The 12,270-nt window shown below is 40.7% G+C and carries 11 protein-coding genes; 9 read left to right on the top strand and 2 right to left on the bottom strand.

Features of this window, described 5'->3' with window-relative positions; translation table 11 throughout:
* Positions 1 to 169: 169 nt before the first annotated feature.
* The 3 genes from L656_RS0121170 (at position 170) to L656_RS1000000123555 (ending at position 1,606) form a co-directional block, all read left to right on the top strand.
* Positions 170 to 589, top strand: a complete 420-nt coding sequence (locus tag L656_RS0121170) for a VOC family protein (protein ID WP_010554617.1) — start codon at positions 170 to 172, stop codon at positions 587 to 589.
* A 193-nt stretch (positions 590 to 782) separates the two neighbouring features.
* A complete protein-coding gene (locus L656_RS1000000123560; protein ID WP_241763457.1) occupies positions 783 to 1,007 on the top strand; it encodes a hypothetical protein in 225 nt (74 codons plus the stop codon).
* Positions 1,008 to 1,444: 437 nt separating this feature from the next.
* Positions 1,445 to 1,606, top strand: a complete 162-nt coding sequence (locus tag L656_RS1000000123555) for a hypothetical protein (protein ID WP_241763456.1) — start codon at positions 1,445 to 1,447, stop codon at positions 1,604 to 1,606.
* Between the two features lie 24 nt (positions 1,607 to 1,630).
* Here the strand turns inward: L656_RS1000000123555 and L656_RS0121160 are convergent, their stop codons facing one another.
* Positions 1,631 to 2,515 (bottom strand): AraC family transcriptional regulator, encoded by an 885-nt coding sequence (locus tag L656_RS0121160; RefSeq protein ID WP_024600698.1) that lies wholly within the window; start codon positions 2,513 to 2,515, stop codon positions 1,631 to 1,633.
* Positions 2,516 to 2,699: 184 nt separating this feature from the next.
* On the opposite strand from L656_RS0121160, the gene L656_RS0121155 reads away from it, so the two are divergent.
* Positions 2,700 to 3,845, top strand: coding sequence for an iron-containing alcohol dehydrogenase (locus tag L656_RS0121155; protein WP_024600697.1), 1,146 nt, complete (start codon positions 2,700 to 2,702; stop codon positions 3,843 to 3,845).
* An 85-nt stretch (positions 3,846 to 3,930) separates the two neighbouring features.
* Here the strand turns inward: L656_RS0121155 and L656_RS0121150 are convergent, their stop codons facing one another.
* Complete coding sequence (locus tag L656_RS0121150; RefSeq protein ID WP_024600696.1) at positions 3,931 to 7,020, bottom strand: beta-galactosidase; 3,090 nt, start codon at positions 7,018 to 7,020, stop codon at positions 3,931 to 3,933.
* Positions 7,021 to 7,132: 112 nt separating this feature from the next.
* Between L656_RS0121150 and L656_RS0121145 the strand changes: the two genes are divergently transcribed.
* The 5 genes from L656_RS0121145 to L656_RS0121125 form a co-directional block, all read left to right on the top strand.
* Positions 7,133 to 7,951, top strand: coding sequence for an AraC family transcriptional regulator (locus L656_RS0121145; protein WP_024600695.1), 819 nt, complete (start codon positions 7,133 to 7,135; stop codon positions 7,949 to 7,951).
* A 73-nt stretch (positions 7,952 to 8,024) separates the two neighbouring features.
* Positions 8,025 to 8,333 carry a hypothetical protein gene (locus L656_RS0121140; RefSeq protein WP_024600694.1) on the top strand — a complete coding sequence of 103 codons (309 nt, stop codon included), beginning with the start codon at positions 8,025 to 8,027 and terminating at the stop codon, positions 8,331 to 8,333.
* A 132-nt stretch (positions 8,334 to 8,465) separates the two neighbouring features.
* Positions 8,466 to 9,728: a TolC family protein gene (locus L656_RS0121135; protein WP_024600693.1), complete on the top strand. Its 1,263-nt coding sequence runs from the start codon at positions 8,466 to 8,468 to the stop codon at positions 9,726 to 9,728.
* A complete protein-coding gene (locus tag L656_RS0121130; protein ID WP_024600692.1) occupies positions 9,725 to 10,972 on the top strand; it encodes an efflux RND transporter periplasmic adaptor subunit in 1,248 nt (415 codons plus the stop codon). Before L656_RS0121135 ends, L656_RS0121130 begins: the two co-directional genes overlap by 4 nt.
* Positions 10,973 to 10,980: 8 nt before the next feature.
* Positions 10,981 to 12,270: efflux RND transporter permease subunit (locus tag L656_RS0121125; RefSeq protein WP_024600691.1), on the top strand; the 1,290-nt coding region annotated here is incomplete at its 3' end.

The raw sequence follows: 12,270 nt of genomic DNA, 5'->3' as shown, positions 1-12,270 counted from the left end.
CTCTCTAACAAATAAATGTTATAAGTAATTACAAACTTTAAAAACGTTTTTTTAAACGATTTTTAGGTATTAAATATGCTTAATAGTATCGTTGTTAATGTCCTATAAATCACAAGTTATGTATAATGGCGATAATTTAATGTATTAAAGTGTTAACCAAGGGTTATTTATGTCTAACTGTTTGCATCTGGCTATTCCGGCTGGCGATTTAAAAGTAGCTAAAGCGTTTTATTGTGACGTACTAGGCTGTAAAACCGGTAACAGTGAAGAAGGTCGCTGGGTAGATATAGATTTTTGGGGTAATGAACTTACCTTGCACCAGAGTGTTGAGCGCTTACCAACAGTTCGCCATGATGTTGATATGGGAGCTGTAGCAGTACCCCACTTTGGGATTCACTTATCTGAAGATGAATTTAATGGATTAAAAACACGTATTGAAGATGCGGGTATTGAATACCTAGATAAACCATACCGTCGTTTTATTGGTGATGAGTTTGAGCAAGAAACGTTTTTTATTGAAGATCCAAATGGCAATGTGCTTGAAATGAAAACCATGGTAAACCCAGAGGTTTTATTTAAAAAAGTATAAATGCTATTGTTTAAGTTAAGCTAAAAACCACTTTAATAAGTGGTTTTTTTTATAACTATTAATCAGTGTTTTGATAAATTAGTTAATATTTACAGGTGAAAAAAATTACATTACATGCATGATTTTTATTCACTCTACAATGTAGGTATAGACACGTAAACTTAATTTCAACTCTCATACTTTATTGTTATTTATGCTGCTTAAACTCATAATTGCACCTTTGCTTATTTTACTAATAACATTCGCCCAAAAACGCTTTGGTAGTTTTGTTAGCGGCATAATTCCTGGCTTGCCTATTACCTCTGGGCCTATTTCTTATTTTATAGCATTAGAGCAAGGTAAATTATTTGCAGCTAACTCAGCGGTGGCTTCTCTTTATGGTATGAGCGGTATAGGCTTATTTTGTTTTAGTTACTAGGTTGTATCACGAAGGTTTGGAATGCTTAAATCGCTTTTTACAGCGTTAAGTATTTGGTGTGTATTTAGCGTTATTACTTTATTTTTACCCGTGAATATTATTGTGGCGAGTGTGGTTTCGCTTTGTATTTTACTCGGTTTAACTATTATCTCTACAAAGCTAAATATACCAGCTGATGCAAAACCATTAAATGCCCGCTGGGAGCTTCCGGTAAAAATGATATTAGTGACAAGCTTTATCGTGCTTGTTACGTTTATATCACAGCATATAGGGTCTGCGTGGAGTGGATTAATCTCTACCTTTCCGGTTATTTTGGCGGTAATGGGCAGTGTTGCCCATTTTNTTTTAGTGACAAACAAGCCTCAACGTTTAAAATTCTTAATGGGGGTATTATTGGTTCATTAGGTGGGTGTGTATTTTTTGCGGTGATTGCGTTTATGTTAAAACATAACTTTATGATTTGGCAGGTGTACGCAACAGCTGCCATTTGCTCAACGTTATTTACTATTATTTTTAGCCAACTTATTAATCGCCAATTTACTAAGCAAGCTTTGCTAAACACCAAAAAAGCAGTGCTTAAGATTAACTCGCTCGGTTAATTTACATCTCTAAGAGCATTATCTTTAGCTATGTAGTTGAGTTAACATTTCACTAGGTGTTTTATTAAAGTGGCGTTTAAATTCGCGGCTAAATTGCGATGGGCTCGTATAGCCAACCTTTAATGCAGCTTCGTTGGCTTTGCTTCCACTACTAGTTATAAGCTCTTTAGCCTTAGCTAAGCGTACTTTTTTTAAATACTGCAAAGGTGACTCAAACGTTACTTGCCTAAAAGCACGATGGAACGACGATACGCTCATGTTTACATCTTCAGCTAATCCTTCAACTGTAATTTGATTGGCATAACTACTGTGCATAGTTGAGAGCGTACGGGCGATACGCGCATAATGCCCATCATGCATAGCAAGCCCTATTAAAGTATGTCCTTGTGGCCCACAAAGTACACGATATACCAATTCTTTTACTATATCTTCGCCAAAAACGGCAGCCTCAATGGGGTTATTAAGCACGCTAAGTAAACGGTGTGTTACTTGCTCCATTGCGCCATCTATTTTAGCCGATTGAACGCCACTCATTTGCCCAGTAGTGAATGGCTTATGTGTACCAATTTGGTTTACTAATTTATGTAACATTACCGGGTTTATATCTATAACAATACCCATAACAGGTAGGTTGTTATCGGTAAAAGCTTCGCATTCAAGTGGCACAGGCACACCTAAAACAAGGTAGTCGCCTTCACCATATTTTATTTGATGATCAGGAAAATGAATTATCTTATGTCCTTGCCCAACAATAATAATACCTGAGTTATATATAAGTGGCTGGCGCGGCGAGCTTTTACTTGCACGATGAAAATACACACCTGGAATAATGGTTTCCATGTTGCCTTCAAAGTTAAGTAAATTATTGTGCTCTGCAAATTTTTGCATCATGTTGGCTATTGAGGACATTAAAGCATCTACTATCGTACGAATTTTGCTTAAAATATCAATGTTGACAGTTTTAGGCAAGCTTTTGCGAGTTATTGGGCTTTTTTTATGTTTGTTTTGCCACTAATATGCACTCATTGAAGTTTAGCTTAGTGAGTAACTAAGCATTATATTTAGTATTTAACCGTCACCTAGGAGCAAAATAATGAAATTTAGCTACGTAAACCCAACACTTATCCAGTTCGGCCAAGAACAAATTGCCTCACTAACTGATTTGATCGCAAAGGATCAAAAAGTACTTGTAGTGTACGGCGGCGGTTCAATTAAAAAGAACGGCGTGTACGACCAAGTTGCAGCAGCACTTGAAGGCTTTGACTGGGTTGAATTTTCGGGTGTAGGCGCTAACCCAACTATAGAAGTACTAGACCAAGCAGTAAAAATTTGTAAAGAACAAGGCATCGACTTTGTACTAGGTGTAGGCGGCGGTTCAGTAATCGACGGCGTTAAATACATTGCAGCATCTGCAGTTTATGATGGAGAAGGTTGGGATATTCCTACTGGTAAGCACACTATTACTAGTGCATTACCAATTGGTGCAATATTAACATTGCCTGCAACGGGTTCAGAGTCTAACCAAAACTCAGTTGTGAGCAAAGAAGCAACGAAGCAAAAACTACCGTTTGCATCACCAGAAGTACTTCCTAAATTTGCGATTATGGACCCTGATGTAATGAAAACATTACCACAGCGCCAACTTGTGAATGGATTAGTAGATGCATGGGTTCATACCTGTGAGCAGTACCTAACATTCCCTGAAACAGCATTGGTTCAAGAAGGTTACGCAGAGGCGCTTTTAAGAACGCTTAAAACACTGGGCGATAACTTTGAAAACCAAGACTATGCATGGCGTGCAAACCTTATGTGGGCAGCTAACCAAGCACTTAATGGTTTAATTGGTTCTGGTGTATCGCAAGATTGGGCAACACACATGATTGGCCACGAACTTACAGCTGCTTACGGTGTTGATCATGCTCGTTCACTTGCTATTGTTCAGCCTTCTTTACTACGCAACCAATTTGCAGTTAAAAAAGCAAAGCTTGAGCAAATGGGTAAAAACGTATTTGGTCTTGAGCAATCTGACGACTTAGCTGAGAAAACAATTGAAGCAATTGAAGCGTTTTACCACAGCCTTGACGTAGCAACTGTGCTTACTGAGCATGGCGATGATAAAGCCGCTGCGATTGACAACATTATTGGCAAACTTGAAGCGCATGGCATGCTAGCACTTGGTGAAAACCAAGCTATTACGCTTAAAGAAAGCCGCGAAATTTTAGAGCAAGCTGTTGCTTAATTTTGCTTAACTAAACGCTTATTTTAGTAAAACAAAAGCCGCTAACTTTTAAGTTAGCGGCTTTTTTGTGAGCTTAAAATATTATTTAGCTTTTAAACGAAAAGGTAAGTGAATAGCTATACTGCTTTTGCTCAAGTAAATATTCTTTATGGGTGCTTGGGCTCCACGAGTCATCACCACCCACGCCCATATGTTGATGATCAATATGCACATGTACGCAATCATCAGCAATTAGTTCGTTAGTGTGTTTCGCCTGAGTTAACATACTTTGAGAATACTCGCTAGCTGCAAACAAAAACGCGCCAGTCACGGTTAAATTATTAATACTCAGTAATTGGCAATCGCTACGCAGTCCATTATCAGTTGGGAATATATACGGGGTATGTAGCTCATTTAAGCTCAAGCTGTAATAACCTAAACGTGCTGCGGCTTTGCGATCTGGGTAGTTTTCGAAAGGCCCTAAACCTAGCCAGTTTACTTTTGTATCGCTTTGCCTGTTAAGCGTTGTACTTAGCCCTATACGCGGCATTGGCGGCAGGGTATCGTTTAAGTTCACGTTAATATTTAGGCTAATATTACCGGTATTATTTAGTGTATATAGCCACTGTGTTTGAGCCTGTAGCACGCCGTTAAACTCGTAATTAAATACACAAGTAATACGTACATCAACACTTGATTGCACTGCGTGAATTGAGCTACATGTGCGCTGCCATTGCCCTATACCTGCACGCAACCAACGAGCCTCCCACGCATTAGGATCTAGGTTATCTACTTCGCTTACACCAATGTCGTTATCAAGTGGCGCACGATAAAAGCTATCAACCAGTGGGCTACTAATAACCAGAGTATCGTTTTGTAACCACTGCTCTATAAGCCCTGATTGCTTGTTAAAAATAAGTTTAAACTTATCGTTTTCAATATTTAGTTGAGAGTCGGTTTCATTAACACTTATAGCGCTTTGCTCAGGTGATGATGCAAATGACTTACTGCTTAAATTTTTGCTGTTTATAAGCTTAAACTGCGCCGTATCCATAATATGTTGAGCGCTTGCAAAGTGTGAGTCGTTAATTAGTGCTACATCTAAATTAAGGTAATATTGCGCACCTTGCTCAAACGCTGTTTTAGTTTTAATCGTTAACGTGTGCGTACTTTGCGGCGCTATATTAAGTACTTGCTCGCCTTGCTCAACACACACGCCATTTTGCATTAATTGCCAAACGAGCTTTTCGTTATCGGTGTGCCTAAATACGTAATCGCTAAATACATCAATGCTGTATTGGTTTTGATTTTGCTCACGCAATGTAAATTGTAAATGCTGCTGGCTGTATTTAGCTTCAAACAGGCTAGGGTGTGGTGTTCGGTCTGGGAACAATAACCCGTTTATACAAAATTGGCGGTCATTTAGTTCATCACCAAAGTCGCCACCGTAAGCCCAGTAATGCTCCCCGTTTTCGTCTGTTTTAGATAAACCCTGGTCTACCCAATCCCAAATAAAACCACCTTGCAGGCGCGGGTATTCTCTAAATGCTTGCCAGTAATCGTCAAAGCTACCTAGGCTGTTACCCATTGCGTGAGCGTATTCACATAAAATAAGCGGGCGAGTTTCACCTGGTAGGCTTAACCATTTTTTAATTGAAAACTTAGGTACCGCATCGTCTTTAATATCTGTATCTACACGGGCGTACATAGGGCAAATAATATCGGTAGCCGTTGTATTTGCGCCGCCACCTTCGTATTGCACTGGGCGAGAAGGGTCAAAGCTTTTTGACCAGCCATACATAGCATCATGATTTGCGCCGTGCCCGCATTCGTTACCCAATGACCAAATAATAATTGAGGCGTGGTTTTTATCGCGCTCAACCATTTGCGTATAACGCGACATAAATGCACCAGCCCACTGCGGATCGCTTGCCAAACGCCCCATAGGAAACATGCCGTGGGTTTCTATATTGGCTTCGTCCACTACGTATAAACCTAGCTCGTCACATAGCTCGTAAAAACGTGGATGATTAGGATAGTGAGCAGTACGCACGGCGTTAAAGTTATTTTGCTTCATCAGCTTAATATCTTCAATCATATCGGCGGTAGTAACTGCATGACCGTTTTCAGGGTGGTGCTCGTGGCGGTTAACGCCGCGAATAAGTAGCGGCTTGCCGTTTAGGCAAAGCTGCCCGTTAAGCATTTCTACTTTTCTAAAGCCAATGTTATAGGCTTCTACGTCTACTGTATTGCCTTGCTCATCAAGCAGGCTTATAACGCAGCGGTACAAGTACGGCGTTTCGGCGGTCCATTTTTTAGGGCTTTGTATATCAATTGTTTGAAATACAACATCGCTCCAGCCACCTTTTTCATCAACACGTTTATTGTTAGTGCTTTGCATCTGTGGCTCACATAGCGCCTGTTCCCCATCAAAAACTTGCACTGCTACTTGATAGTTATTTGGCGCATTAATCGCGTTTTTTATATGTAGCGTTGCATCACGGTAGCAAGCGTCTAAATCGGGGGTTATAAACACATCACGTATTTGGTTTTGCGGTTTTGTAAGTAAGTTAACTTCACGAAAAATACCGCTTAGCCACCACATGTCCTGATCTTCTAAGTAACTGCCATCGCTCCAGCGAATAACCATAACCGCAATGCGGTTGGTGCCTGCAATTAACAGTTCGCTTAAATCAAACTCGCTCGGTAAGCGGCTATCTTGTGAATAACCCACCCATTGCCCGTTACACCAAAGGTGAAACGCCGAGTTAACGCCTTCAAAAATAATATGATTACGCTGAGCTAATTGATCCGCCGTAATCGTAAATTCAGTGCGGTAACAGCCTGTAGGGTTATCGCTTGGTACAAAAGGCGGGTTAACTGCAAACGGGTATTTAACATTGCAGTAAATAGGTTTATCAAAACCGTGTAATTGCCAGTTAGAAGGCACTGTCATGCTTTGCCAGTCGCTGTTTAGCGTTTTACTTAGCAACGACTCATCAACCGCTTCGGGTTTATCAAATAATTTAAAATCCCATTGACCGTTTAAACTTTGCTTTTGCGAGTGTGTGTTAGTACGGGCATGTTCAACGCTTTTAAAACCATTGAGTGGACTGTGCGCTTTTACTTGATTAACTTGTACTGAAATTGGGTTTTCCCAATCGCGGCGATTAATTATGTGCTGTAAAGAGGTCATGTTTATCCTATTGCATAAGCGGGCAATTATAATGCGCTAAATATAGCTAAAAATAATCGCAGGGGTTATGCTTAAAGCTCTCCTTTGTTTATCTAAAACTATCATTGTGATTATGCGCTATAACATTAAAGATATACTCGATATTGGCCCGCGTTGTATAGAACGCTTTATTGATTCGCAAACGCTCACGCAAATTCCAAATCTTGAAATAGCGCTAGCAGGTTGCTCAAACCTATCGGGTCGTTATTGCGTAGCACGTACAGCGCCATTAGAACATACACTTTTTTATACGATCGCGGGGCAGGGTAAATTAACCACACAAAATGAGCAGTACACGCTCAATGCCAATACACTTATTGTGCTACCCGCTAAGCAAAGCTTTGAAGTGAAAATTGATGCTGAACACTGGGATGTTATTTGGTTAAACCTTGCAAACACTAAACGTTGGCAACATTTAAACTTAGCGCAAGCATTGGTGTTAACCGATCAAAAGCTTGAGCCATTACATCTTGCTATGGAGCTTTTATACAGCGAACCTAATGCTAATTTACGTGAAGGTGTAACGCCTATTTTGAGTCATTACTTAAATGCTACGCTGCAAAATAACTCACAGGGTGCGGCGCATAACCGTTTAATTAGTTTGTTTGAAGAGGTAGACAAGCGCTTGCAGTTCAATTGGACAATAGAGGTAATGTGCGAGCATGTGCATTACTCACCGCCGCACTTACACCGGTTATGCCAAGCCCAATTTGGTAAAAGCCCTATACAGCAACTTATTCATTTACGTATTGAGCGAGCTAAAAACTTATTGTTAAACACGGCTTGGCCAATTTCTCATGTGGCAAGTTATGTGGGGTATTCTAATATTTTTATTTTTTCCAAACGTTTCAAGAAGTCGGTAGGTATGTCGCCATCAATGTATAGAAAGTAGCTCGTTACTTTTTGAAGTGTTTAATGTATTGTGCGTGCGTTGTTAATTGTATTTTTGGATTTTATAGGTCGCAATGCGCTCAAATTACTTTTTAGTCGTGATACTCCTAGTGCTTGTACACAGCTTTATTAGCTGTGACGCGGCCGTGTATCATTTACAAGAAGAAGTTGATCACGTTACCCATATTCATTCTCAAACAAGTTTAGAAGATGAAGACGCTCAATCACCTACTGAAATTCATGCCCATCAACATTGCCACTGTGGTTACTACAGTACGCTAAATCATCCAATAAGTCCTGAGCAAAGCCAAGCAACGCAGCCAGCTTGTTACAAAGGCTTAAATTATCCGCCAGATGTTCCGCCACCTAATTCACTTAGCTAGTTTAATTATTTTTTAGATAATTTCAGTGCATTTTATTGCCTGCGCTTATATGCGTTAAAGGTACTATTTTGCCTATTTAGGGTGCTTACGATTTGTAACACACCCACTGTTTGTTAAAAACGGACACGCTATATGAATAAAAAACCAATAACGCTGGTGGCGCTACTGTGCGTATTGCCAGTATTTAGCGCATTTGCTAACAGCGAAAATCAAAAAGTATTAACCCTTAAGCAAGCGCTTACAAATACTGAGCAGCAAAACTTACAGCTTAAACGCTACCCTTATCATCAAAAAATATTGAGTGCGCTTAAAACCCAGGCTGCGCTTGCACCTAATCCAGAGATGAGTTTTGAAGCTGAAAATTTTTTAGGGACCCACGGCTCCCATGCATTTTCGGGTGCGCAGTACACACTTGCACTGAGTCAATTAATAGAGCTTGGCGATAAACGCCAGAACCGGATTAATTACGCGACTGCAAATATAAAAGCGCAAACGATTCAATACAAAAATACACGCCTAGCACTTTTAGCAACAACTACTGAGCGTTATTACCAAGTACTTAAGTTTCAGGCGTTAATAGCTTTAAATAAGGAACGTAAAAGTACAGTTAAGCAGGCGCTTAAAGCAATAGAAAAACGCGCTGAAGCGGGCGCAGTTTCACAAGCGGATGTAACACGTATGCGTTACGCAGTAAGCCAAGTAGTTCTAAATACCGTAATGCTACAAAGTGAATTTGAGCGCTCGCGCTTAGCACTAAATGAGCTTTGGCAAGAGCAATTACTCAGTGATTATTATGCTGGGGATTTATCTACAGTTACAGAGCTTAAAAGTGAGCAAGCATTACTTGATGCGGTAAATACAGCACCAGACTTTGCTTTGTTACAGCAGCAATATATGCAGCAAACGGCTAACTTATCGCTACAAAAATCAAACGGGGAAAGTGATTTAACACTTAGCGGCGGCGTACGTTATAACCAACAAACAGATGCTAGCTCGTTTGTATTTTCGTTTTCTATGCCGCTACAACTGAGTAATTCTAACAGCGGGAATATTGAGGCGGCGCAGCATCAGCTTACATTGCTTAGTGAACAACAAGGGCAGTTACGTATTCAACTTCGCCAACAAGTACGTACGCTCTATGCTTATTACAAAGGCAAAATTGCGCAAGCACAGCTGTTAACACAGCAGGTAATTCCACAGGCGCAAACGCTTATAAAGCAAAGCTTAAAAAGTTATCAGCAAGGGCAAATTTCGGTACTGCAATTACTCGACGCTCAACAAGCTTTATTTGATTCTAAACGCGCACTTATCACCACTCATAGCGAGCTGTACCAAGTGCTACTTACCCTTGAGCGTTTAACTGGCCAACCTTTAATTGAGACTCATCAATCATGAATAAAACTCTTATCGCATTATTAATTACCCAGCTGTTTGCATTCCCGCTATTTAGTAGCACGGTTATGGCATCTGACGACAATCATGAAGAAAGTCACGAAGAAGGTCATAAAGATGAACACGCAGAAAAAGGTCCTCACGGCGGATTTTTACTAACCAATAACAAACTTGATTTAGAGCTTAAATTAACGCAATTTGCAGGTAATACGGAACTGCGAATATATGGTTTTGATAATAATAAAGCCGTTGATATAAACCAGTTAAGCGTAACTATTAATGTGCAGCGTTTAAGTGAAAAACCACAGCTTATTCGCTTTAAAGCAGAAGATGACTATTTAGTAAGTACCGTAAGTGTAAACGAGCCGCACTCATTTAAACTTGACGTTATGGCACGCTATAAAGGGGCTAAAATAAATTATCATTATGAGCAAGAAGAAGGGCGCACCACACTAAGCACCCAAGCAATTGAGCGCGCAGGTATTAAAACCCAACTTGCTCAGTCAGGCAGTGTTGAGCTGATGGATACTTTATTTGGTGTAATAGCACCAACCGCGCACGGCACTGTTGAAGTAATGGCGCCTTACACCGGTTTAGTTAACGATATATTTGTCAGCATTGGTCAAAACGTTAAAAAAGGTGACAAGCTTGCAAGCGTAACTAACCGCGAAACACTGCAAAATTACATCATAAAAAGTCCTATAACGGGTGTTATTACTGAGCAATATTTAAAGCGCGGTGAGCTTGCAAATAGTGCGCTAATGCAAATAGTAAATTTAGAAACCGTATGGGTAGAGCTATCGGCATTTCCTGAAAATATTGAAAAGTTAGCCATAGGGCAAAACGCTAAAGTGTACGACTTACACCATCATTTAAACGCGCAAGGCGAGGTGTTTTTTATCGCGCCAATGATGAGCGGCGGGCATATTGCGCGCGCTCGGGTTGAGCTTAAAAATCCAGACGGGCATTGGCGACCAGGCATGCACGTTAATAGCGATATTAGCACTGCAAATATAAATGCGGCTGTACGCGTTAAAGCGACTGCTATTCAGGAATTTAACGGTAAATCTAGCGTGTTTATTAAAAGCGGTAATGTTTTTGAAGTACGCCCTGTAAAGCTCGGTGCTAAAAATAGTGAATGGGTTGAAGTGTTAGAAGGACTTTCTGTTAATAGTGAGTACGTAACTGAGAACAGTTATGTAATAAAAGCAGATATTTTAAAAAGCGGCGCTAGCCACTCACACTAGGAGACAGCATGATTAACTGGATAGTTTCTTTTGCGGTTAAACGCCGCATGATGGTGCTTGCACTAACGCTTTTATTTGCAGGATTTGGCGTATACAACACGCAAAACTTAGCGGTTGATGCCGTACCCGATATTACTAACGTGCAAGTGCAAATAAATACCAAAGCGCCTGGTTTTACTCCGCTTGAGAGCGAGCAGCGCATTACCTATTTAATCGAAACTGCGATGGCGGGCATACCAAAGCTTGATTATACTCGTTCGATTTCGCGTTATGGGCTCTCGCAAGTAACCGTTATTTTTAACGAAGGCACCGATATTTATTGGGCGCGCCAGCAAATTAGTGAGCGCATTCAAAGTATTCGCTCAGACTTACCTGCCAATATTGAGCCAAACTTAGGGCCAATTGCCAGTGGCCTAGGGGAGATTTTTACTTACTCGGTGCATGCAGATAAAGACGCATTAAAAGACGATGGAACCCCATTTAGTGCAGAAGACTTACGTACTTTGCAAGATTGGATTATTCGCCCGCAGCTTTTAAAAGTGAAAGGCGTTACCGAAATAAACAGCCAAGGTGGCTTTGAGCGCCAGTACCAAGTAGCGCCAATGCCCGAAAAACTACTCGCTTACAAGCTCACGCTAAGCGATGTTATTACTGCTCTTAAATTAAATAACAGCAATCAAGGCGCCGGATTTATAGAGCGCTTTGATGGGCAATATTTAGTGCGCTCACCAGGGCAATTAAAAAGCATTGATGATATAGCCAACACGGTTGTTGCTAAGCGAGATGATGCACCCGTTCGCATAAAAGATGTGGCCAACGTGCGTTTAGGAAAAGAGCTCAGAACAGGCGCAGCCACTTATAACGGTGAAGAAACCGTACTCGGTACTGCCATGATGTTAATTGGCGAAAACAGCCGCATAGTTGCAAAAGCCATGGCAGATAAACTCAAAGACGTACAGCTAAGCTTGCCTGAAGGTGTTGTGGTTGAGGCTGTTTATGACCGTACAACTCTTGTTGATAAAACCATAGAAACTGTAAAAACTAATCTGTTTGAAGGCGCGGTGCTGGTGGTTGTTATTTTACTGCTACTACTGGGTAACGTAACTGGCGCATTGATTACGGCAATGGTTATTCCACTCAGTATGTTATTTGCCATTACAGGCATGGTGGGTAATCGGGTATCGGGTAATTTAATGAGTCTAGGCGCAATCGACTTTGGTTTAATTGTTGATGGCGCTGTTATTGTGGTTGAAAACTGCCTGCGTCAACTTGGTATGGCTCAGCATAAACATGGCAGG

Origin of the sequence: Pseudoalteromonas sp. TAE56 (assembly GCF_000497955.1) — a bacterium.
Classification (GTDB): domain Bacteria; phylum Pseudomonadota; class Gammaproteobacteria; order Enterobacterales; family Alteromonadaceae; genus Pseudoalteromonas.
This window is presented reverse-complemented; position numbering and strand designations above follow the sequence as displayed.

What these genes read in the sequence shown, in the direction of transcription:
- L656_RS0121170 (WP_010554617.1), top strand. Translation starts at nt 170, where the DNA reads ATGTCTAACTGTTTGCATCTGGCTATTCCGGCTGGCGATTTAAAAGTA.
- L656_RS1000000123560 (WP_241763457.1), top strand. Translation starts at nt 783, where the DNA reads ATGCTGCTTAAACTCATAATTGCACCTTTGCTTATTTTACTAATAACA.
- L656_RS1000000123555 (WP_241763456.1), top strand. Translation starts at nt 1,445, where the DNA reads ATGTTAAAACATAACTTTATGATTTGGCAGGTGTACGCAACAGCTGCC.
- L656_RS0121160 (WP_024600698.1), bottom strand. Translation starts at nt 2,515, where the DNA reads ATGTCCTCAATAGCCAACATGATGCAAAAATTTGCAGAGCACAATAAT.
- L656_RS0121155 (WP_024600697.1), top strand. Translation starts at nt 2,700, where the DNA reads ATGAAATTTAGCTACGTAAACCCAACACTTATCCAGTTCGGCCAAGAA.
- L656_RS0121150 (WP_024600696.1), bottom strand. Translation starts at nt 7,020, where the DNA reads ATGACCTCTTTACAGCACATAATTAATCGCCGCGATTGGGAAAACCCA.
- L656_RS0121145 (WP_024600695.1), top strand. Translation starts at nt 7,133, where the DNA reads ATGCGCTATAACATTAAAGATATACTCGATATTGGCCCGCGTTGTATA.
- L656_RS0121140 (WP_024600694.1), top strand. Translation starts at nt 8,025, where the DNA reads ATGCGCTCAAATTACTTTTTAGTCGTGATACTCCTAGTGCTTGTACAC.
- L656_RS0121135 (WP_024600693.1), top strand. Translation starts at nt 8,466, where the DNA reads ATGAATAAAAAACCAATAACGCTGGTGGCGCTACTGTGCGTATTGCCA.
- L656_RS0121130 (WP_024600692.1), top strand. Translation starts at nt 9,725, where the DNA reads ATGAATAAAACTCTTATCGCATTATTAATTACCCAGCTGTTTGCATTC.